Annotated in this window: 16 protein-coding genes; 6 read left to right on the forward strand and 10 right to left on the reverse strand. The window is 74.0% G+C overall.

What is annotated here, in order from left to right:
* Window positions 1-35: 35 nt before the first annotated feature.
* From LWC33_RS27495 to LWC33_RS27510, 4 genes are all read right to left on the reverse strand, one after another.
* Complete coding sequence (locus LWC33_RS27495) at window positions 36-749, reverse strand: alpha/beta fold hydrolase (RefSeq protein WP_233307589.1); 714 nt, start codon at window positions 747-749, stop codon at window positions 36-38.
* 16 nt (window positions 750-765) lie between these two features.
* Complete coding sequence (locus LWC33_RS27500) at window positions 766-1,599, reverse strand: DMT family transporter (RefSeq protein WP_233307590.1); 834 nt, start codon at window positions 1,597-1,599, stop codon at window positions 766-768.
* Window positions 1,600-1,655: 56 nt separating this feature from the next.
* A complete protein-coding gene (locus LWC33_RS27505; RefSeq protein WP_233307591.1) occupies window positions 1,656-1,937 on the reverse strand; it encodes a hypothetical protein in 282 nt (93 codons plus the stop codon).
* A gap of 273 nt (window positions 1,938-2,210) precedes the next feature.
* A complete protein-coding gene (locus tag LWC33_RS27510; protein ID WP_233307592.1) occupies window positions 2,211-4,319 on the reverse strand; it encodes an Hsp70 family protein in 2,109 nt (702 codons plus the stop codon).
* A gap of 306 nt (window positions 4,320-4,625) precedes the next feature.
* Between LWC33_RS27510 and LWC33_RS27515 the strand changes: the two genes are divergently transcribed.
* The 4 genes from LWC33_RS27515 (at window position 4,626) to LWC33_RS27530 (ending at window position 9,874) form a co-directional block, all read left to right on the forward strand.
* Window positions 4,626-5,501 carry an IniB N-terminal domain-containing protein gene (locus LWC33_RS27515; RefSeq protein ID WP_233307593.1) on the forward strand — a complete coding sequence of 292 codons (876 nt, stop codon included), beginning with the start codon at window positions 4,626-4,628 and terminating at the stop codon, window positions 5,499-5,501.
* Between the two features lie 51 nt (window positions 5,502-5,552).
* Window positions 5,553-6,413, forward strand: a complete 861-nt coding sequence (locus LWC33_RS27520) for an IniB N-terminal domain-containing protein (protein WP_233307594.1) — start codon at window positions 5,553-5,555, stop codon at window positions 6,411-6,413.
* A gap of 135 nt (window positions 6,414-6,548) precedes the next feature.
* Window positions 6,549-8,378, forward strand: a complete 1,830-nt coding sequence (locus tag LWC33_RS27525; protein ID WP_233307595.1) for a dynamin family protein — start codon at window positions 6,549-6,551, stop codon at window positions 8,376-8,378.
* Window positions 8,375-9,874, forward strand: coding sequence for a dynamin family protein (locus tag LWC33_RS27530; protein WP_233307596.1), 1,500 nt, complete (start codon window positions 8,375-8,377; stop codon window positions 9,872-9,874). The genes LWC33_RS27525 and LWC33_RS27530 overlap by 4 nt, the downstream gene beginning before the upstream one ends.
* A 14-nt stretch (window positions 9,875-9,888) precedes the next feature.
* Here the strand turns inward: LWC33_RS27530 and LWC33_RS36265 are convergent, their stop codons facing one another.
* Together LWC33_RS36265 and LWC33_RS27540 are read right to left on the reverse strand one after the other, a co-directional pair.
* Entirely contained in the window at window positions 9,889-12,582 is a 2,694-nt protein-coding gene (locus LWC33_RS36265) for a helix-turn-helix transcriptional regulator (RefSeq protein WP_233307597.1), read from the reverse strand.
* Window positions 12,583-12,731: 149 nt separating this feature from the next.
* Window positions 12,732-13,889 carry a peptidoglycan recognition protein family protein gene (locus LWC33_RS27540; RefSeq protein WP_233307598.1) on the reverse strand — a complete coding sequence of 386 codons (1,158 nt, stop codon included), beginning with the start codon at window positions 13,887-13,889 and terminating at the stop codon, window positions 12,732-12,734.
* Between the two features lie 234 nt (window positions 13,890-14,123).
* Here LWC33_RS27540 and LWC33_RS27545 point away from each other — a divergent pair, with 234 nt between their 5' ends.
* Window positions 14,124-15,968: an acyl-CoA dehydrogenase gene (locus tag LWC33_RS27545; protein WP_233307599.1), complete on the forward strand. Its 1,845-nt coding sequence runs from the start codon at window positions 14,124-14,126 to the stop codon at window positions 15,966-15,968.
* Between the two features lie 75 nt (window positions 15,969-16,043).
* On the opposite strand, the gene LWC33_RS27550 is transcribed toward LWC33_RS27545, so the two are convergent.
* Window positions 16,044-16,469: a CBS domain-containing protein gene (locus LWC33_RS27550; RefSeq protein ID WP_233307600.1), complete on the reverse strand. Its 426-nt coding sequence runs from the start codon at window positions 16,467-16,469 to the stop codon at window positions 16,044-16,046.
* Window positions 16,470-16,572: 103 nt separating this feature from the next.
* Complete coding sequence (locus LWC33_RS27555; protein ID WP_233307601.1) at window positions 16,573-18,330, reverse strand: VanW family protein; 1,758 nt, start codon at window positions 18,328-18,330, stop codon at window positions 16,573-16,575.
* 187 nt (window positions 18,331-18,517) lie between these two features.
* On the opposite strand from LWC33_RS27555, the gene LWC33_RS27560 reads away from it, so the two are divergent.
* The gene (locus LWC33_RS27560) at window positions 18,518-18,838 is read left to right on the forward strand and encodes a hypothetical protein (RefSeq protein ID WP_233307602.1); all 321 of its coding nucleotides are present in this window, start codon (window positions 18,518-18,520) and stop codon (window positions 18,836-18,838) included.
* A 1,105-nt stretch (window positions 18,839-19,943) separates the two neighbouring features.
* On the opposite strand, the gene LWC33_RS27565 is transcribed toward LWC33_RS27560, so the two are convergent.
* Window positions 19,944-20,264 (reverse strand): GroES family chaperonin, encoded by a 321-nt coding sequence (locus LWC33_RS27565; protein ID WP_233307603.1) that lies wholly within the window; start codon window positions 20,262-20,264, stop codon window positions 19,944-19,946.
* A 233-nt stretch (window positions 20,265-20,497) separates the two neighbouring features.
* Complete coding sequence (locus LWC33_RS27570) at window positions 20,498-21,688, reverse strand: ATP-binding protein (protein ID WP_233307604.1); 1,191 nt, start codon at window positions 21,686-21,688, stop codon at window positions 20,498-20,500.
* Window positions 21,689-21,857: the final 169 nt, after the last annotated feature.

The raw sequence follows: 21,857 nt of genomic DNA on the forward strand, positions 1-21,857 counted from the left end.
GACCGGGGCACCCGTCGTCGTGGAGGAAACGGATCTCAGGCCGGTGTGTTCGCGGCCAGGAACTCGGCGACCGCCTTCTGCGCCATCGGGATGCTGTCGGGGTCCTTCCACGACTCCAGCAACGACGCGTCCGGCGCCACCCGGGCCAGGAGACGAGAGGCCGCCTGCGGGTGGAACTCGTCGTCGCCCATGAGCACCAGGATCGGGTGGGTGAAGCGCTCGACGTCGGCGTCGGAGACACTCCACAGCACGTCGTCGCCGCCGTAGAGGTTGTCCCGGAAGCCGGCGAGGTCCTCGGCGGGGACCCCGCGCTCCTCCCCCCAGCCCCGGACCATCTCGTGGAACCGGTCGCGGTTGTCCGACAGCCCGATGGGCTGCAGCGCGACGGCGGCGGCGATCCGGTCCGGCGCCGTGCGCAGCAGGTTGGCGATGAACGCGCCCCCGATGCACATGCCCAGCACGTGCGCCCGTTCGACGCCCGCGTGGTCGAGGACGGCGAGCTGGTCGCCGGTGTAGGTGTCCCAGCCGTCCGACGCCGAGACGGGGCCGGAGGAGCCGCCCCCCGCGTTGCGCTGGTCCATCGCGATGACCCGGTAGAGCGGCGCGAGCTCGTCGATCGGGTTCCACGGGCCGCGCTGCCAGGCGTCGATCGTGGAGCGCAGCCCGCCCGGCGCCAGCAGGAGCACGGGGAAACCGGAGCCGTGCTCCTCGTAGTGCAGGGTCACCCCGTCGCGGGTGAAGGTCGGCATCGGTACTCCTCGGCTCTCAGCGGACGTGCCGGCGACGACGATGCCCGGCCGCGGGCGTCGGCGCATTCGCGAGGGCGACCACGCCCGCGACCGCGATCACGAGCCCGGCCGCGAAGGGGATCAGCCAGCCGTGCCGGATCGGGTCGCCGAGCAGCACGATGCCGACCAGCCCGGGCACGATCACCTCGGTCACCGAGAACACCGCCGTGACGCCGGCGAGGTTGCCGATCGCCAGCGCCCGTGAGTAGCAGGTGATCCCGACGACCCAGTACAGCCCGATGAGGTAGGTCGCCGGCTGCCCGGCGAGCTCGCCGACGTCGAAGCTGGCCACGGGCGACACGTGCACGGCACGGACCGCCAGCGAGGTCCCGCCGAAGCCCAACCCGGCGATCAACGACATGGGCCACGCCACGGGAAGCCGCCAGACCGCGATCGCGCCGACGGCCAGCGCCGCGGCGCCCGCGATCAGCACGACGATCGCGGTGCCGGAGAAGTCGGCCGGGGTCTCACCGCCCGCGCTCCCCGCGACCACGCCGAGCCCGAGGACGCACGCGGCGACACCCAGCTTGTCCACCGTCCGCAGCTGGATCCCGTAGATCGCCCAGGTCGCCACCGCGGTCAGCGCGATGGACAGGCCGAGCGCGGCCTGCACCGCGAAGACCGGAAGGTGCCGCAGCGCGACGACCGTGCAGATCCAGCCGAGGCAGTCGACCAGCAGGCCGGCCAGGTACAGCGGGCGCAGAGCCAGGTGCGTACGGGACTCGGTGTGCTGCGCCGCCTCCGACTGCAGCAGCCCCGCCCCGGTGTTGAGGACGGTCGCGCAGAGTGCGAACAGCAGGCCGGTCAGCACGGGTGCACGCCTCGGGCCACCTCACCACCGTGGCACGGCGGCGGGCGGTCGGCAGCTCACGCCCGGGTGCGATCGACCTCCGCGACGGCGCGCGGGGCCGGGACCTCGTAGAACCCGCTCATGAGCCCGCCGGGGACCGGGGCCTCCTCGTAGCGGGCCGCGCGGGCCTCCTGCAGGCGGGCGCGGGGTTTCTCGGAGAGGTGCACGAACAGCAGGACGAACGCGGTACCGACCAGCGCGGGGATCCCGATCAGCAGCACCGGCCATCCGAAGGCGAGATACGCGACGACGACCGCCGCGGCCTCGAGACCGATCACGAACCCTGCCAGCCGACCCACCGCGGGGCCCTCCTCACCACTCGAACCGTCGTCCGGTGCCCACTCCGGGGCGCCGCAGTCGACTATCGGTCGGCGGATGCGGGACGTCACGCCGAGTACGGGAGCCGAGACGCAACCGAGACCCGGATCGGGTGACGGGACACCCGGCGGCCTCCTCCCGGCCACGTACGGGACACCGGCCCCGCCGGCGTCGGGAGGAGTTGTGGAGCCACAACGCTGCCAGCCAGCCCGTTCGAAAGCGTTATGGAGCCATAACGCTGGCGGTCCGGTGGGTCAGGGGGTGCCGCCGGCCGGGGCGGTGGTGGAGGGGGCGGGCGGGATGCTGCTGGTGGGGGCGCCGTCCGTCGCGGGGGGCGGGGTGGAGGTTCCCGGGTTCGTTCCGGTGCCGCCGGTGCTCCCACCCGTGTCGCCGGTGCTGCCACCCGTGTCGCCGGTGTTGCCACCCGTGCCGCCGGTGCTCCCGCCACCGGCGTTGCTGCCACCCGTGCTGCCACCGGCGTTGCCGCCGCTGGTGCCGCCACCCGGAGTCCCGCCGGCCCCACCGTCGTTCCCGCCGGCACCGCCGTTGCCCCCGCCCGCGTCGTTGCCGGACGAGGTGGGAGGCGGGGTCGACGACCCCGGCGCGGCCGGACCAGGGGCCGCGGGGACGACGGGCGCAGCGGGGGCGGCTCCACCCGCCGCCGGGGGCCGCGCCGCGCCGCCGGCCGGCGATGTGGGGGCACGGCCCGTGGTCGCGTTGCCGCCCGACCCCGCGGACCCGGTCTCCGAAGACGGGGCCCGGCCCGCGGTCGTCGGGTCGAGGGTGGCCGCCGCCGGGGTGGGGTCCGCGGCCGGGGCGCCGGAGACCGGCACGTTCATCCCGCCGACCCCGCTGCTCACGGCCGGCGCGGCCGAGGGCCAGAACACCGCCGCGGCCACCACACCCACGGCGGCGAGCGCCCCGCCCAGACCGACCAGCAGGCCGACCGGCATGCGGCGACGACCCCCGGGCTCGGGGTCGTACTCCCAGTCCGGGTCCGTGGGCGCGGCGCCGGGCAGTCCGGGACGTGGCGGAGGCCCGACGGGCGCCCAGCCCCCGGTCGACCCGCCCCCGGTCGATGAGGGGGACGCAGCCGGGCCGACGACCCCGATCGGGCCGGTCGCGCCGCCGCCCGGCGCGCCGATCGCCACGGTGGCCCCGATGAGCGCGGGCAGCGAGCCCGAGGTGGAACTGAGCGCGTTCGGCGACGGCGCCGGGAACCCGCCGGTGGGGGTCGCGGCCCCACCGGGCACCGGGGCCAGCGCCACCGCCGGCCAGGACGCCGTGGGCCGCGGGGAGACGGCGAGCGCCGCCCCCTTCGCGATCGCGTTCTTCGGGTCGGTGTCGACGGCGACGGGCCGGCCGAGCTCCTGCGACACGAGCTGCCCGACCAGCGGCACGCGGGAGGACCCGCCGACGAGCAGCACGGCGTCGAGCGCCGCCGGCTGCAGCCCCGCCGAGGCGACGGCCCGGCGGAGCGCCTCGACGGTCTCCTCGACCCGGTCGCGGATGACGTCCTCGAACTCGCTGCGGTGCAGCCGGACCGAGCCGCGGTGGCCCGGCAGCAGGACCGGGATCGCCGTCTCGGTGTCCGCCGAGAGCGCCTCCTTGGCCTCGGTGCACTCGCGACGCAGCCGGGCGACGGCGGCGAGCACGGCCGGATCGGCGTCGTCGAGACCCTCGAAGGCCTCCGGCAGCCCGGCGACGACGTGGTCGAACACCACCTGGTCGAAGTCGACCCCGCCGAGCCGCTCGATCCCCTCGGGCCGCCCCTGCAGGGCGAAGTGGGAGCGGTCGGTCTTGCGCACCACGGCGGCGTCGAACGTGCCGCCGCCCAGGTCGTAGACGGCGATGGTGGAGCCCGCGGCGACCCGCTCGCCCGCCGCGTAGTGCAGCGCCGCTGCCTGGGGCTCGGCCAGGAAGGTCACCGTGAGGCCCTGCGCGTCGAGCGCCTCGGCCATCAGCTCCAGCTTGTGCTGGCCCCAGGAGGCGGGGTGGGTGACGGCGATCCGCTCGGCGGGGCCCCCCTCGCGGTCGGCGACCTCGTCGACGATCCAGCGGACCAGCCGGGCGCACAGCTCCTCCGGCGCCCAGGTGCGCCCGCCGACGACGATCGGCGTCGAGTCCCCGACGCGGCGCTTGAACTCGCGGACGACCCGGTCCGGGTCGGTCACCGCGCGGCGCTCGGCGGCGTCGCCGACCAGCACCTCGCCGTCGGGCCCCACGAACAGCACCGAGGGCACGTCCGTGCGGCGGCCCGAGAGCGCGACCATCTCCGGCGCGACCCAGTGCTCGCCCGCCGGGCGGCACACGGCCGCCGCGCTGTACGTCGTGCCCAGGTCGATACCGAGCTGGTAGCCCATCGTCGTTCCCCCCGCCGATCACCGGCAGCTCTGCCCCCGGCGCGCCCCCGCACGCCTGTCACGCCATCGCGTGGCGGCGCCGCGCCGTTATCGTCCCCGACCCCCTGCTGACACGATCGGGTGACGCCGGGGGGTGCGGGGCCCCGGAAGCCCCTAACCGGCCCGGCCCCGATCCCCTATGCCACCCGGTGGGGAACCGTGCCCGATCCCCGATGGCGGGTCGGCCCCGCGCTCCTACCTTTCGGATCAACGCCAGCCGGGTTCGCCCGGCGCGACACCGACACACGATCCACGGAGACGATCCCCATGACGCTGCTCGAGTTCCTCCTCAAGCTCATCGGCAACGACCAGGAGTCCCGCGACCTCCAGCAGGACTTCCGCGACGACCCCCACGGCACCCTGCGCGACGCCGGCCTCGAGGACCTGACGGCCGAGGACGTGCACGACGCCCTCGTCCTGATCCAGGACAACGACACCGCCTCCTTCGACCGCAACTACGACACCGGCAGCAACCACCTGGTCGCGGCCGCGGCGGCCCCGCACCACGGCGGCGGGCACCACGAGGGCGACCACGACGGCCACAAGGGCGCGGTCGACTACATCAACCGCTACGTCACCAACAACTACGTCGACGACCGCGACACCGTCGTCGACAACTCGGTGAACCAGCACATCGACACCGACGGCGGCGACTTCCGCCAGACGATCGACACGGACGTGGTGACGGCCTCCGGCGACGGCGCGGTGGCGGCCGGCGGCGACATCGAGGACTCCACGATCACCACCGGCAACGGCAACATCGTCGGCGACGGCAACGACGTGGTGCGCGGCGACGGCAACACCACCGCCTTCGGCAACGGCAGCGCCACCAGCACGAACGTCGGCGGCGACGTGACGGTCGACGACGGCTCGGCCTTCGCCACCGGCGGCTCGGCCTCCGTGGACAACAGCGACAACAGCGTGAACGGCTCGTTCAACGAGGAGACCGACAACTCGGTCAACGACTCGTTCAACGACGAGAGCGACAACAGCGTCGACGACTCCTTCAACACCCACCAGGACGTCGACAACAGCAACGACGGTTCGTTCAACACCTCGACCGACAACAGCCAGAACGGCTCGGGCAACTTCACGGTCGACACCGGCGACATCGACGTCGACGACTCCGTCGTCGCGCTCTGATCCCGCTCCCCTCCTCCTCCCGACCTCACGACCTGCACGGAGACGACTGACATGGCTTCCCCCCAGACCCTGATCGAGCTGCTGCTGAGCCTGCTCAAGGACCCGGAGGCCGCCGAGGCCTTCAAGGCCGACCCGGCCGCCTACATCCAGGGCTGCGGGCTCACCGGGTTCACCGCCGAGGACGTGCACGACGCCGCGCTCCTCATCCAGGACAACGACGACTCGGACTTCGAGCGGAACCACGACACCGGCGGCAACCACCACCACACCCCGCCGCCGCCCCCGCACAAGGAGCCGCACGAGTCCGACCACGAGCACGCCGTCAAGTACCTCAACACCTACGTCACCAACAACTGGGTCGACGACCGCGACACCATCGTCGACAACTCGATCAACCAGGTCATCGACACGGACGGCGGCGACTTCCGCCAGGACATCGACATCGACGCGGTGACCGCGTCCGGTGACGGCGCCGTGGCGGCCGGCGGCGACATCGAGGACTCCACGATCACCACCGGCAACGGGAACGTCGTCGGCGACGGCAACCAGGTCGTGGACGGCGACGGCAACACCACCGCCTTCGGCAACGGCAGCGCCACCAGCACGAACGTCGGCGGCGACCTCACGGTCGACGACGGCTCCGCCTTCGCCACCGGCGGCAACGCGGGCGTCGACAACAGCGACAACAGCATCAACGACTCGGGCAACGAGTACACCGACAACAGCATCAACGACTCGGGCAACGACCACAGCGACAACAGCGTGTCCGACTCGGGCAACTTCGACCAGGACGTCGACAACAGCAGCACCGACTCGTTCAACAGCACGACCGACAACAGCACGAACGACTCCCACAACGTGGGTGTCACGACCGACGACGTGTCCGTCGAGGACTCGTTCGTCACCGCCTGACGCGCCTCCCGCGTGACCGGACGCCCCGGCACCCTCACCCGAGGGTGTCGGGGCCTTCGTCGTGGACGCGGTCGTCGTGTAGGCAGAATGCGGAGAGGTGTCCCGGCGCCCGGGACCGGAGAGGACGACGATTCGGTGGCGGTACCGGCAGCGGTCCAGCTGGTCGATCTGGCGCTCAAGGCCACGACGGCCTACGAGCGCCCGGACCTCGCCGTCCGGCTGCAGGCGACCCGGGCTCGGCTGGCCGACCCGAACGTGCGGGTACTGATCGTCGGGGAGTTCAAGCAGGGCAAGAGCCAGCTGGTGAACGCGCTGGTCAACGCCCCGGTCTGCCCCGTCGACGACGACATCTCGACCGCGGTGCCCACCGAGGTCCGGTTCGCCGAGACCACCACCGTGACCCTGGTGAGGGTGCCGCCGGGGGTGGCGGACGGAGCCCCGCTCGACTCCAGGGAGCCCGTCGAGGAGCGCACGGTCGTCGAGACCTCCCGGCTGGCCGACTTCGTCTCCGAGGCCGGCAACCCCGAGAACCGCGCCGGCCTGCACCACGCCGAGGTCACCCTGCCGCGCAAGCTGCTCCAGAGCGGCCTCGTCCTGGTCGACACCCCCGGCGTCGGCGGGCTGGGCTCCGCCCACGGCGCCGCGACGATGGCCGCCCTGCCGACCGCCGACGCCGTCGTCCTCGTGTCCGACGCCGCGCAGGAGTACACCGCCCCGGAGATCGACTTCCTGCGCTCGGCGATGGGCCTGTGTCCCAACGTCGGGTGCGTGGTCACCAAGACCGACCTCTACCCGCACTGGCGCCAGATCGTGGAGCTCGACAAGGGCCATCTGCGGCGGGCCGGCGTCGAGGCGGAGATCTACCCCGTGTCGTCGGCGCTGCGGCTGGCGGGCGCCGAGACCGGCGACGCCGAGCTGATGAGCGAGTCCGGGTTCGCGCCGCTGGTCGGGTTCCTGCTGCGCAAGGTCGTCGCGCGGGCGGACGACCTGGACCGGCGCTCCACCAGCCAGGACGTCCGGGCCGTCGCCGAGCAGCTCTCCGCGCAGTTCACCGCCGAGCTCGCCGCGCTGGAGGACCCGGGCAGGGCCGAGGCGCTGGTCGAGGAGCTGACCCGGGCGAAGGCGCGGGCGGACGATCTGCGGCAGCGCTCGGCGCGCTGGCAGATCACGCTCAACGACGGCGTCGCCGACCTGATCTCCGACATCGAGTACGACCTGCGGGACCGGCTCCGCGCGGTCACCCGCGAGGCCGAGCAGCTGCTCGACGACGCCGACCCCGCCGACATCTGGGACCAGTTCGCGCAGTGGTTCCACCAGCAGGTGAGCCAGGCGACGTCGGCGAACTACGTCTGGACCGCGCAACGCGCCCGCTGGCTCGCCGAGCAGGTCTCCGAGCACTTCGCCGAGGGTGCCGACGCCGCCCTCCCCGAGATCCACATCGACGGGAGCCGGCTGGGTGGCTCCGTCCAGGCGCTCGAGCAGCCGGAGGGCGAGAAGTTCGGGATCGGGCAGAAGCTGTTCGTCGGCATGCGCGGCGGCTACGGCGGCCTGCTGATGATCGGCCTCGCGACGAGCTTCGCGGGTCTCGCCCTGCTCAACCCGTTCTCGATCGCGGCCGGTCTGCTCTTCGGCGGCAAGACCGTGCGCGACGAGCGCAAACGCCAGCGCGAGCGACGCCGGGCGGAGGCGAAGACGGCCGTGCGCCGACACATCGACGAGGTGACCTTCCAGGTCGGCAAGGACTCCCGGGACACCCTGCGCCGCGCCCAGCGCCAGCTGCGGGACCACTTCACCGTGCTCGCCGACGAGCTGTCGGTCTCGCTCGCGACCTCGGTGGCGGCGGCGCAGGGCGCGGTGACCTCGGACGTCTCGGGCCGGCAGAAGCGGATCGAGGACCTGAAGGCCGAGATCAGCCGGGTCGAGTCCCTGGCGACGCGGGCCCGGGCGCTGGTGGACGAGAAGTGAGCGAACACTCCACCCTCCGGACCCCGGCGCAGCCCGTCGGCCTGGGTGCCGAGGTCCGCACCCTGCTCCGCCGCACGATCGACGTCTACGCGGACAGTCCGCAGGCCGTCGGCTGGCTGCGCCACCACCTGGCCCGGTTCGAGGAGCCGCTGCGCGTGGCGATCGCGGGCAAGGTCAAGGCCGGCAAGTCGACGCTGCTCAACGCGCTCGTCGGCGAGGAGATCGCGCCGACGGACGCAGGGGAGTGCACCCGGGTCGTCACCTGGTACCAGGACGCCCCGGCGCCGCGGGTGCAGCTGTTCCCGCGCGCGGGAGCGCCCCGGCAGCTCACGATCGCCCGGTCGCAGGGCGCCCTGCAGCTCGACCTCGGCGGGCTGCCGGCCGAGCAGGTGGACCGGCTCGTCGTCGACTGGCCGTCGCAGTACCTGCGGACCACCTCGCTCGTCGACACCCCGGGCATCGCCTCGCTGTCCGCCGACGCCGCCGCGCGCGCCGGCGCCTTCCTCGCCCCCGAGGACTCGCCCTCGCAGGCCGACGCCGTCGTCTACCTGATGCGGCACCTGCACAGCACGGACGTGCGGTTCCTCGAGTCCTTCCTGGACCGCGGCGTGGCCCGGGCGACCCCGGTGAACACGATCGCCGTGCTGTCGCGGGCGGACGAGATCGGCGTCGGGCGGCTCGACGCGCTCACCTCGGCCCGCCGCATCGCCCGCCGGTACCGGGCGGACCCGAAGATCCGGGGGCTGTGCCAGACCGTCGTCGCCGTCGCCGGGCTGCTCGCCCAGACCGGCCGCACCATGCGGCAGGACGAGTACGCCGCGATGGCCGCCCTCGCCGGGATGCCGCGCGCCGAGCTCGACGCCCTGCTCCTGTCCGCGGACCGGTTCGCGAACCGCGAGGTGGAAGGGGCGCCCGCGCCGGAGGTGCGGCGCCGGCTGGTGGAGCGGTTCGGGCTCTTCGGCGTCCGGCTCGGCACCACGCTGATCCGCCAGGGCGTGACCGACCCGTCGGCGCTGGCCGCCGAGCTGGTCCGGCGCAGCGGGCTCGAGGAGCTGCGCTCGGTGCTCGCCACGCAGTTCGCCGAGCGCCGCGAGCTGCTCAAGGCGCGGTCCGCGCTGCTCGCCGTCGAGCTGGTGCTGCAGCGCGAGCCCCGCCCGACGGCGCAGCCGATCGCGGCGGAGATGGAGCGGATCCTCGCCGGCGCCCACGAGTTCGTCGAGCTGCGGATGCTGTCCGCCCTGCGGGCCGGCACCGTCACCTTCCCCGCCGACGCGCTGCCCGACGCCGAGCGCCTCCTCGGCGGGGACGGAAGCGGCGTCGCCGCCCGGCTCGGCCTCGACGCCGCGACGGGGCCGGACGAGCTGCGTGCGGCCGCGCTCGACGCCGTGGTCCGCTGGCAGCGACGGGCGGAGAGCCCGCTGGCGAGCCGAACGACGGCCGACGCCGCCCGGGTCGTGGTGCGCAGCTGCGAGGGGATGCTCGCCCGGCTGCGCTGACATCCGGCCGCTAGTCAGCCGACGATCCGCTTGAGCTGCGCGAACAGCTCGCCGCGGCTCGTCGACCCGAGCCGCTGGCGCATCCGGGCCACGTGGTGCTCGACGGTCTTGGCCGAGATGAACAGCTTCTCGCCGATCTGCTTGTACGTCAGGCCCTCCAGCACCAGCGCCGCGACCTCGCGCTCGCGGTCGGAGAGCTGGCCGTCGGCGGGCTCGTCCTCGACCGGGACCCCCGCCGACGACCCTGCCGACGATCCGACGGACGAGCCGGCCGGCTCCGGGGCCGGGTCCTGACGGGCCGGCGCCTGCTGGCCCTGCAGCGCCCGGGCACAGGTCAGCAGCGCACTCATCGCCTTGCGGTCGTCCGTGCGGATCGCGGCCTGGCCGGCCAGCTTGCCGCCGTCCCAGGACAGGCCGACGGCGTGCAGGCCGCGCGCGGCGGCCTCGACCGCGACGGGGTCCACCCGGGACTCGAGCAGCGCCACCCAGTGCGGCGCGGCGACGGCCATGGCCTCGGCGAACCGGCTGCCGCAGGCCGCGCCCTGCAGGGCAGCGGCGTGCGCGGCCGCCTCCTCACGGTCCTCGACCAGGATCGCGGCGTGCAGCCGGGCCCAGTGCAGCGGCGCGGCCCACAGCGGCGGGCTGCCGAGCCGGTCGAGCAGGGCTTCGGCCTCGTCGAGGTGCGGACGGACCCAGCTCGGCTCGCGCAGCCGGGTGGCGGCGATCGCCAGCTCGCCCAGCGGCTGCAGCACGAACAGGTCGACGGGGTGGCGCACGATCGCCTCGCGCGCCCGGGCCCAGAGCGGCATGAGCGAGGCGAGATCGCCGGCGCGGCGGGCGAGGGCGACCTCCAGCGCGGAGGCGAGCAGCTCGTCGCGGGGTTCGAGCGCGTCCCGGCCCACCGCGTCGAGATGACCGCGCGCGGACCCGAAGGCGCCGCGGTTCAGGGCGATCCAGCCGAGCAGGAGCCGGTGCCGGGCCGCGGCCGCGGGACCCCCCAGCCGGACGGTGACGGCGCGCTCCAGGAGCGACCTCGCGACGTCGAGCTCCCCGGTCTGCACCGCCACCAGCGCGGCGAGGGCGGCCGGGGTGTCCGGCAGCAGCGCGGCCCGGGTGGACGACTCGAGCAGGGCGGCGGCCCGCGCGAGCTGGGAGAGCGCCCGGGTCGGCGAGCCGGTGACCGAGTCGAGCACGCCCTGGGCGGTGAGCTCCTCGGCGCCGGCGAGCAGGGTCGGCGGCCGGGCAGGGCCACCGGTGGCCGCGCCGCCGCCGAAGCCGGGCGGGGCACCGAGGACGGCTCCGGCCGACGTCGCGGGTCCGCTCGGGACCGGCGGCGGGGCGGGGGTGTGCAGCGCGGCCCGCGCCTCGTCGAGCGCACCCGTGCCGACGAGGGCGGGGATCGCGAGGGCCGTCGGCGCACCCGCCCCGGCCGTCCAGCGGTACAGCTCGGCGCTGCGGGCGAGCATGCCGCGGTGCGCGAGGACCGCGGCGGCGACGGTCCCGGCGCGCAGCGCGTCGTCGACGTCGACCCGGTCCAGTGAGGACAGCACCTGGTCGGCCTCGGCGAGGGCGTCGTCGAGCCGGCCGGCCCGGATCGCCGCCTCGGCGCGGCGCGCGGCCAGAGGCAGCGCGGGGGCCCCGGCGGCGACGGCGGCGGCGTAGAAGGGCCCGGCGTCCTCGTCGGCGGCGGTGCGGGAGAGCTCGTCGCCGGCGGCGGTGAAGACCTCGGCGGAGCGGGTGCCGGTCGCGCCGGTGCCGAGCATCCCCCGTGCCGCCGTGAGCACACTCCCGCCGCGGTCCAGTTCGATCTCGGCGAGCGTGCGGCGGATCTCGAGGCGCCGCGCCTCCGGGGTGACCCGCAGGATCGCGCTCGTCATGAGCGGGGCCGGGCCGCCGGAGGGGGTGAAGACGGACGCGGCGCGGGCCTCCTCCACGAGCTCGTCGACCTCGTCGATCCCGCCGCCCGCCGAGTCGAGCAGGCCGAGCAGGGGGACCAGGACCTCGGCGTCGAGCGGGGCGCCCAGGGCCACGGCGACGGCCAGCTCCCGCACCCGGGCGTCGAGGGCCCAGAGCCGGTGCCCGAGCTGGTCCAGCAACCCCGTCGGCACCGGGACCCGCACGGAGCCGGGCGGGGTGTCGCGCAACAGCCGGGCGCGGTTCTGCGGCCCGATCCGCTCGACGATCTCGGCCAGCATCCGGTCGACCAGCGCGGGGAGGCCGGCGGTCTTCGTGTGGACGTGCTCGACCAGGGCATCGGCGGCGGGGGCGCCGAGCAGGCGCGCGGCGCGCGCCCCCACGCCGGTGCGATCGAGCGTGCCGAGCAGCAGCGGGGGGCGGTGGGAGCTCAGCGCGGCGCCGAGGGCGGCCAGCTGCGGGCCACGCGGCCACGGGCGACGGGCGACGACGAGCCGCGCGCCGGGGCGGGCCGCGCGCTCGCACAGCAGGTCGAGGGTGCGACCGGGAAGCTCGTGCGCGTCGTCGACGACGAGGGGCGTGTCCTCGCCCCCCTCGCTGCCGGCCTCGATCGAGGTCCTGACCGATGTGGACCACGCCGCGGCGACGGCGCGCAGGGTCGTGGACTTGCCGGCCCCGGCCGGCCCGACCACGTCGCACACCACGCCGGCGCCGGGGTCCGCGGCGATCGCGCGGACCAGCCGGCGCGCCGCGGGCACCCCGGCCAGCGCCTCGCCCGGGTCCGGTTCGGACACCGCTCCACCCCCTTACGGCCCGCCGACCGTGCGACGACCGAGCGTAGCGATCCGGGGCGGTGCAGCGTCCCGCCCCCGCATCGGCGCAGACACGACCGACCGATCGGGTGAGGGCGGTTCTCAGGTTCGGCGTGTCCGATGTGGTGCCGTCAGCGCGGCGGGCCGCTCGGGTCGACCGCGGTGTTCGCCGGCGCGCCGGAGGTGCCGAGGAGGTCCTGCCAGGCCGGCCGGTCGACGACGTCGGGCACGGCCTCGGCGGTTCCGCCGGAAGGGCCGCTTCCCACGCTCCGTGTGCGGCCCGACGGCCCACCCCGCGTGTTCCGGGCCCGGCCCGAGGCGAGGACCTCGACGGCCCGGGCGGCGTCCGATCCCGGTTCCCCGGTCCGGTCCACGGTCCGGGCCAGCACGGGCCAGGACTCGCCGCCGAGGATGCCGTTGGGTTCCTCGGCCCCGGTGGTCTGCTGGAACTCGGTCACGGCGGCGGTGGTGGCCGGGGTGTAGCGGCCGTCGACGTTCGTGCGCAGCCCCGCGTCGCGCAGGAGGTACTGCGCGGCCAGGACGACGTCGCCGGTGTCGCCCGCGCGCAGCAGCGGCCAGCTCGCCTTCTGCGTGTCCGCCTCCTCGACGCCGCGGCCCAGCACCTCCGCCACCTCGCTGCGCAGCCGCGGCAGCATGCCGTAGAGCTGGTCGCCGGGGCAGATCGTGTTCTTGAAGTCCCGGTGCCCGTACAGCTCGGTCGGCGCGATGCCGTACTGGTTGCAGGCGTATGCGCACAGGGCGCGCAAGGAGTCCCACAGCGCGCCCGGCGGCTCCTGGTCGATGTAGGTGCCCTCGTTCTCGATGCCGATCGCCACGACGTTCTGCCCCGTGCAGTGCGCACCCTCGACCTGACGCTGCCCGATCCGCAGCACCTCGAGCGAGCGGTGCCGGCCCTCCAGCACGAACCCGCCGCGGCTGATCGTGAAGTGCTGCCCGGTGTCGAGCCAGCCGCGGCTGTCCATGTGGAAGTTCTGGATGGCGCGCGCGACCCGGTCCGCGGCGCCGCGGCTCGTGTCGGCGACGTTGGCCGACGCCGTGTGGTGCACGAGGATCTTCACCGGACGCTGGTTCCAGATCGGGACGATCGCGCTGTTCGGTCGGGCGCCCCAGCCCGCGCAGTCGACGATGTCCGGCGAGGCCACGCCGTCCGTCAGGGGGCCCCCGGCCGGCATCTCGCCGGCCCGGGCGAGCCCCGGTGCGGCGACGAACGCCCCCGCCGCGAGTCCACCCAGGACGAAGCCGCGGCGCGTGAGGTCCCCTCGCACCACGCCCGTCACCGCACGCCGACGATCCATCGTGGCCCCCTGCCCATCCGGGTGACTTCTGTGGTCACAGGAGTCACATCCGCCCCGCGGACACCTTGGATCACACACGCTCCGTGCACAACAGATCGACACAAAGGTGTGACCGGCTTTCGTCGAAGTCGATGACGGTTGCCGTGGTTACCGACGAGTAATAAGCTGCCGCAGACGAGTTACCCGTCGGCAGGAAGGAGCACCGCGATGGGCCACTACAAGAGCAACGTGCGCGATCTCGAGTTCAACCTGTTCGAGGTGTTCCGGGTCCAGGAGCAGCTCGGCACGGGTGCGTTCGAGGGCGTCGACACCGACACCGCGAAAGGCATCCTGAGCGAGCTGAACACGCTCGCCACCGGACCGCTGGCCGAGTCCTTCGCCGACGCGGACCGCAACCCGCCGGTCTTCGACCCGACGACCCACACGGCCACGCTGCCGCAGTCCTTCAAGGACTCCTACAGGGCCCTGTGGGACGGCGAATGGCACCGGCTCTCCCTGCCCGTCGAGCTGGGCGGCTTCGGCGTGCCCCCGTCGGTGCAGTGGGCGGCGTCGGAGCTGATCCTCGGCGCCAACCCGGCGCTGTACATGTACATGGCCGGCCCAAACTTCGCCTCGGTGGTGCACGCCAACGGCACCGAGGAGCAGCGGCACTGGGCCGAGATCATGATCGACAAGGGCTGGGGCGCCACCATGGTGCTCACCGAGCCCGACGCGGGGTCCGACGTGGGCGCCGGCCGCACCAAGGCCGTGCTGCAGGAGGACGGCTCCTGGCACCTCGACGGCGTGAAGCGGTTCATCACGTCCGGCGACCAGGACATGACCGAGAACATCATGCACCTGGTCCTGGCCCGCCCCGAGGCGCCCGGCCTCGACCCGAAGCCCGGCACCAAGGGCCTGTCGCTGTTCCTCGTGCCCAAGTTCCACTTCGACGGCGGGACCGGTGAGCTGGGCGGGCGCAACGGCGCCTTCGTCACCAACGTCGAGCACAAGATGGGCCTCAAGGTCTCCACGACCTGCGAGCTCACCTTCGGCCAGCACGGCGTCCCGGCGAAGGGCTGGCTGCTCGGCGAGGTGCACGACGGCATCGCGCAGATGTTCCAGGTCATCGAGTACGCCCGGATGATGGTCGGCACCAAGGCCATCGCGACCCTGTCGACCGGCTACCTGAACGCGCTGGAGTACGCCAAGGAGCGCGTGCAGGGCCCGGACCTGACCCGGCAGACCGACAAGACCGCCCCGCGCGTCACCATCACGCACCACCCGGACGTCCGCCGCTCGCTGATGACGCAGAAGGCGTACGCGGAGGGCCTGCGGGCGCTCTACCTCTACACCGGCACCTTCCAGGACAGGATCCGGCAGGGCGGCGACGGTGTGATCGACCTCGACCTGGCCGAGAAGGTCAACGACCTGCTGCTACCGATCGTCAAGGGCGTCGGCTCGGAGCGGGCGTCGGAGCAGTTGCTGCAGTCCCTGCAGACGCTCGGCGGCTCGGGCTTCCTGCAGGACTACCCGCTCGAGCAGTACATCCGCGACTCGAAGATCGACTCGCTGTACGAGGGCACGACGGCGATCCAGTCGCTCGACCTCCTCTTCCGCAAGATCGTCAAGAACGACGGCCAGGCGTTGATGGCCGTGGCCGGCGAGATCCAGGCGTTCCTCGAGAACGAGACCGGCAACGGCCGGCTCAAGGAGGAGCGCGGTCTCCTGGCCACCGCCCTGGCCGACGTCCAGGGCATGCTCGGCTCGCTGACCGGCTACCTCTTCGCGTCGCAGGAGGACGTGCAGAACCTCTACAAGGTCGGCCAGCACTCGGTGCGGTTCCTGATGGCCGTCGGCGACCTGCTCGTCGGCTGGCTGCTGCTGCGCCAGGCCGACGTCGCGCAGCAGGCCCTGGCCGGCGACGTCTCGGCCAAGGACAAGAACTTCTACGAGGGCAAGATCGGCGTCGCCCGGTTCTTCGCCAGGACCGTCCTGCCGCGGCTGACCGCCGAGAAGGCGATCGTCGAGGCGGCCGACAACTCCCTCATGGAGCTGGACGAGGCCGCGTTCTAGTCCATGCCCGCGGCTCCCTGTGGGTGGTGAGTGGTGCTCCGGCACCACTCACCGCGCACGGGCAGCGTCAGCTGCTCACTGCGCGATGTAGGACTCCAGCTGCTCGCGCTCCCGCTCCAGGGAGTCGATCCGCGCCTTGACGAGGTCGCCGATCGACACGATGCCGCGCAGCTCGTCCTCGACCACGACCGGCAGGTGCCGCACCCGTCGGTTCGTCATGACCACGGCGAGGTCGCTCGCGCTGTCCTCGGGCGTGCAGGTGGCCACCACCGTCGTCATGATCTCGGAAACGGCGACCTCCAGCAGGGCCGCGCCCTGCTCGTACAGCTTCCGGACGACGTCGCGCTCGGACACCATCCCCACGAGCCGGCCGTCGGCGACGACCGGCAGCGCGCCGTAGTTCCCCTCGGCCAGACGGGCGAGCAGCGCCGTCACCGTGGCCTCGGGCTCGATCGTCGCGACGGCGTGCCCCTTGCTCCGCAGGACGTCCGCGATGCGCATCCGTGCCCCCGTTCCTCGACGTCGTTGTCCGAGGAGGGTACGAACCGTGACCCCGATCACGCGAGGGCTGAACGGCCGCTCGCCCCGATCGTCCGACGGCAGGTCAGCCGCAGATCACGTTCGGTGACGGGTTGTACTTCACCGTGCGGGTCTTCCGGGTGACCTCGCCGGTCTCGAGGTTTCGCATCACCCGCGTGTCCGTGGCCGTGAAGCCCTGCGCGCCCTTCGACGGGGTGCAGGCCTGGCCCGGCGGGATGGTGATGGTCTGCGGCTCGGTCGGGTTGGTGCGCGGCCCGGTCTCCGAGGTCACCTCGTAGCGCTTGGTGCCGAACATCTTCACCGTGAGGCTCGAGGGGGTCCAGGCCGTCTGGATGAGCACGCCGGTCGGCCCGTCGTTGCGGAACTTCAGGTCGATGAGGTCGTCGAACACCGTGGCCTCGCGGGCCACCGGGTAGCGGCTGATGTAGAAGCTGTGCTCCTTGTGCGCGACGTCGACCATGCCGGCGAAGTACGCCGCGTTGTACAGCGTGGTCGCCACCTGCGAGACGCCGCCGCCGATCCCGCGGGCCGAGTGGCCGTTCTCGATGATGCCGGCCTCGACGTAGCCGTTGGCCGCGTTGCGCGGGTTGGTCCTGGCGTTGAGGCTGAACGTCTCGCCCGGCTGCACGATGGTGCCGTTGACCTGCTCGGCCGCACGCTTGATGTTCTGGCCCGAGTCGGCCGCGAAGCCGCCGGTGGTGAACGAGCTGATCTCGCCGGTGATCCCGAGCGACGACAGCTTCTCCGTGGTCAGCTCGGCCTTCTGATCGGCGTACACTGCGACGACGCTGCGCTCACCGGTCCCGGTCAGCACCGCGACGACGTTCTCGAGGGTCTTGTCGTAGTCGATCCCGCGGCCGTCCTGCGAGGGGACGACGGTCGGGGTGCCGGAGGAGAAGTCCAGGCTCGCGTCGCGGGCTGGCTTCTCGGTCGCGGCGAGCTGCGGCGACGCGACCGCCTTCAGGGCCTCGTTGTTGATCTCCGGGACGAGCTTGGGGCTCGCCGCCGCGTCCGCGCGGAAGGTCAGGGCCTTCGCGATGTCCGCGGGCTGCAGGGCGGCGTCGGCGCCCTCGCCCTTGATGGTCAGGGGCGCGGAGACGGCCGGCGTCGCGACCTTCTCGATCGCCTCCTGCACGTCGTCGTTCGTGGTGGCGGTCGGCTGCGGGATCAGCGGCAGCGCGACCGGCGCACCCGAGGCCCACTCCCGCTCCAGCACTCCGACGGCGGTGGCCAGGTCGAGCGTCTGTCCTGGGACCGGCGGGACGGCGACCGGGGTGGTGCCCTCGAAGCGGACGTTGCCCTCGACGGGGGCCTGGTCGACGACCGGCTTGAGCTGCTCCAGGGCGGTGGTGACCGACCGCTCGTCGGCCTTGTTGATCACGCCGGCCTCGTGCTCGGAGAAGAACGACGTGATCCGGGTGATCGGGTTGAGCGGCTGCGCGCCCGCCTGGTCGATCGTGGCCTGGTAGTCCACCTCCAGGCCGGCGGTCTTCGGGTCGATCTGACTCTGCACCGGGCCCGCGGTGATCCGGACCGGGAGCGACGACCGGGGCTCGATCGCGTCCTGGAGACGCTGCCGGGCGTCGGCCTTGGACAGGCCACCGATCTCGAGCCCGGCGACGGTGACCCCCCGGGGCACGTCGCCCGCCGAGACGACGAGGTCGGCGACGTACAGGAGGCCGAGCACGGCCAGGACGCCGGCGACGACGAGCAGCGGCTTCCTGCGGCGACCACCGCCGCCCCTGCCGGCGCCGGCGGGACCGCTCCCGGTCGGCGGGGTACCGGCGGTCCGGGTCGGCGGCACCGCCCCGCCGGGGGGCATGCGGAACTGCTCGGTCGGCGGGTCGACCGGGTCGACGGGGTGGGCTGCGGCGCCGGGGCGCTGGGTCGGCTGAGCGCCGGGGTGCTGGGTCGGCTGAGCGCCAGGGCGCTGAGTCGGCTGGGCGCCGAGGCGATCGGTCGGCTGGTCGACGGACGCCGCCGCGGCAGCGGCGCGCGGGAGGACCTGCGTGTCCTCGGCGCTCCACCCGGTCGCGGCGGGATGGACGGTCGTGGGGCGCTCGTCGGCGCTCGAGGCCGGGCCGGCCGGGGCCGCGGGGCCGGACGCTGCGACGGGAGAACCGGGGGCGGTGGGCCGGTCGTCCGCCGGCGGGGCGGTGGACTGGTCGCCAGGCGGGGCGGAGGGCGGGTCGCCCGCCCGCGGGGCGGAGGGCAGGCCGCCCGCCGGCGGGGCGGAGGACTGGGCGCCCGCCGGGGGGGGCGCGGGGTCGGCGGCCGGCGCCTCGGACGAGGCCGACGCGGAGGTCGGGGTTCCGGCAGGGCCGGTCTGAGCAGGCGGGCCGATCGCGGCCGTCGGGGTGATCGGGGCGGTCGGGTCGATCGCGGCGGTCGAGCCGATTGCGGCGGTCGGGGCGGTCGGGGCGGTCGGGGCCGAGCCGGACGCAGGGATCGAGGTCGCGGAAGGGGCACCGTCCGCGGCGGAAACCGGGGGGTTCGCGGATCCGGAGCCCGCCGCCACGGTAGGAGCCGCAGCCGCGGCCGATCCGGAGGCCTCCGCGGCAGCAGCGGGCCCGGTGCCGGCAGCCGCCTGTGCCGCCGCGCCATTCCCGGTGTCGTCGGCCGGCGCCGTCCCGGCGGCACCCGTACCGGCGCCGGTGCTCGCCCCAGCCTCGGTTCCGGTCGCGCCGGCGAGCCCCGCGGCGGCACCATCCGCGCCCGCGCCGTTCCCAGCACCGTTCCGAGCGACGTTCCCAGCGACGTTCCCAGCGCCGTTCCCAGCGCCGTTCGTGCCCGCGCCGTTCGTGCCCGCGCCGTTCGTGCCCGCACCGTTCGTGCCCGCACCGTTCGTGCCCGCGCCGTTCGCAGCGCCGTCGCCGGTGGCGGCGTTCCCGTTCGCCGCGGAGGTCGCGGACGTCGCGAACGTCTCGGACGTCGCGGCGGCCGTGGACGTCGCGAAGCCCGTGGACGTCGGGGAGCCCGTGGACGTCGGGGAGCCCGTGGACGTCGGGGAGCCCGTGGACGTCGCGACGGGCGCCTCGGCGCCGTCGCCCCCCACACCCTTCGGGCGGGGCGACGGCCGGCTGATCGGCTCGACGGCGGTCGCGGCGGCCCCGTTCGTGTGGGCCCCGTTCGTGTGGGCCCCGTTCGTGTGGGCCCCGTTCGTGTGGGCCCCGTCCCGGCCCTGCTCGGGGGGCTGCGGCGTGGGCCGCGGGGACGGGGAGAACAGCGCGTCGCCGCGCAGACTGTCCGTGCGCGGGCCCGCGACCGGTCGGGGGCCGTCCGTGGCCGGGCGGGCGCCGTTCCCCCCGCCGCCGGTGCGCTGCTCGTCCACCTCGCCGGGCGAGGGCTGCCGCTCGGGCATCAGGCCGTGTTCCTTCCCCACCGATGTCCACCGCCCCGCGTGCCCCGGGACGGTCGTGCCGCGCGCCGCGCGCTCTACAGGTACAAGCCGGTTCCGTGCTCGGTGCGCTCCGTCGCGACGGCGTGCAGGTCGCGCTCGCGCATCACGATGTAGCTGGAGCCCTGGACCTCCACCTCGTACTGGTCCTCGGGAGCGAAGAGGACCCGGTCGCCCACCTTGACGCCGCGGACGTGCTGGCCGATGCCGAAGACCTCGCCCCAGATCAGCCGCTTGGCGACCTGGGCCGTGGCCGGGATGACGATCCCCGAGGAGCTCCGCCGCTCGCCCGCCGCCTCCACGATCTTGATCATGACGCGGTCGTGCAGCATCTGGATCTCGAACTTCGGGTCCGGCACCGGGGTGATGCTACGGGCAGCACGGACACCGTCACCCGGCGGTGTCGCCTCGGGACGAGTCGGGCGCGGCGACGGGTCCCGCAGGGCCGCCCCGGAACGAGGAGGCCCCGTGGAGCTGCCAGGTCGGGGGTCCGACAGCGCCACGGGGCTACCCCAGGAGTCGTCTGCTCCGGCCGGGGCGTTACGCATCCCCTCCCGGAAGACGTTCTTCACTCGTTCGGCCCAGCGCCGCCTCAGGTGGAGGCGAGCAGGTACCGGCCGAAGTGGGGCACGGTGAAGGCGATCTGACCGCGCTGGGCCGAGAACACCAGGCCCTTCTTGAGCAGGCTGTCCCGAGCCGGCGACAGCGAGGAGGGCTTGCGCTCCAGGTGTTGCGCGATCGTCGAGGTGACGACGGGCTCGTCCGTCCCCTCGGCGAGCTCGGCCATCGCGCGCAGGTACTCCCGCTCCGCGGGCGTCGCGCGCTCGTACCGCGACCCGAAGAACCCGACCGCCAGCTCGGCCTCCGCCTCCGGTGCGGCCAGGGCGACGTCGGCGGCCCCGATCGGGCTGGTCGGCGCGGCGTCCCAGGAGGCCTTGCCGTAGGCCTGGACGAAGTACGGGTAGCCGCCGGAGCGCTCGTAGAGCTGGTCGAGGGCCTCGGCGTCGAACGCCGCGTCCTCGCGCTCGGCCGGGGCGATCAGCGCGAAGTCGGCGTCCTTACGGTCCAGCTTGTCGATCCGGGCGTACTTGAACAGCCGCTCCGAGTAGGACTTCGACGCCGACAGCACCGCCGGGAGGTGCGGCAGCCCGGCGCCCACCACGACCAGCGGCATCCGGGACTGCGAGAGCTCGTGGCAGGCGGCGCAGAGGGCGGAGACGTCGTCGGGCCGCAGGTCCTGCATCTCGTCGATGAGGATCGCGATCCCGGTGGCGACCTCACTGGCCAGCTCCGCGACCTCGGTGAACAGCTCGACCAGGTCGATCTCGATGTCGCCGGAGTCGGCGCGGCCGTTGCGCACCGGCACGTCGATGCCGGGCTGCCAGCGCTCCCGCATCCGCGCGCCGTCGGGCGAGGCGCGCAGGGCGAAGGCCTTGAGCACGCCCAGCACCTCGTCGACGCGCTCCTGCCGCGGGTGCTGGACGGCCAGGTCGCGGATCGCCCGGTGCAGCGCGGCCGAGAGCGGGCGGCGGAGATCGGCGTCGGGCCGGGCCTCGATCTTCCCGGACCCCCAGCCGGCGCGCACCGCCATCGACCGCAGCTCGCCGAGCAGCACCGTCTTCCCGACGCCGCGCAGCCCGGTCAACACGAGACTGCGCTCCGGGCGTCCCCGCGAGACCCGCTCCAGCACGATCTCGAACGCGTCGACCTCGCGGTCCCGGCCCGCCAGCTCCGGGGGCCGCTGACCTGCGCCGGGAGCGAACGGGTTGCGCACCGGATCCATGGATCGCACGGTATCCGCGCGTCTCGTGCCGACCCTAGATTTCGCTATCCGACGCGATGGCGTGTCGTCGATCGGTCCGAATGCACCCCTCTAGCGTCACGACTAGATGATCGATCCTTGAAGCTGGTGTTCAGTGGTCGTAGGCGGTGAGGCCGCGCTTGTTGGGTGC

The sequence above is a fragment of the Pseudonocardia terrae genome, assembly GCF_021343995.1.
GTDB classification, from domain to species: Bacteria; Actinomycetota; Actinomycetes; order Mycobacteriales; family Pseudonocardiaceae; genus Pseudonocardia; species Pseudonocardia terrae.

Bases quoted from the DNA above. Each gene is read 5' to 3' on its own strand.
- LWC33_RS27520 (WP_233307594.1), top strand. From the start codon at position 5,553: ATGGCTTCCCCCCAGACCCTGATCGAGCTGCTGCTGAGCCTGCTCAAG.
- LWC33_RS27550 (WP_233307600.1), bottom strand. From the start codon at position 16,469: ATGCGCATCGCGGACGTCCTGCGGAGCAAGGGGCACGCCGTCGCGACG.
- LWC33_RS27510 (WP_233307592.1), bottom strand. From the start codon at position 4,319: ATGGGCTACCAGCTCGGTATCGACCTGGGCACGACGTACAGCGCGGCG.
- LWC33_RS27555 (WP_233307601.1), bottom strand. From the start codon at position 18,330: ATGCCCCCCGGCGGGGCGGTGCCGCCGACCCGGACCGCCGGTACCCCG.
- LWC33_RS27515 (WP_233307593.1), top strand. From the start codon at position 4,626: ATGACGCTGCTCGAGTTCCTCCTCAAGCTCATCGGCAACGACCAGGAG.
- LWC33_RS27570 (WP_233307604.1), bottom strand. From the start codon at position 21,688: ATGGATCCGGTGCGCAACCCGTTCGCTCCCGGCGCAGGTCAGCGGCCC.
- LWC33_RS27495 (WP_233307589.1), bottom strand. From the start codon at position 749: ATGCCGACCTTCACCCGCGACGGGGTGACCCTGCACTACGAGGAGCAC.
- LWC33_RS27545 (WP_233307599.1), top strand. From the start codon at position 14,124: ATGGGCCACTACAAGAGCAACGTGCGCGATCTCGAGTTCAACCTGTTC.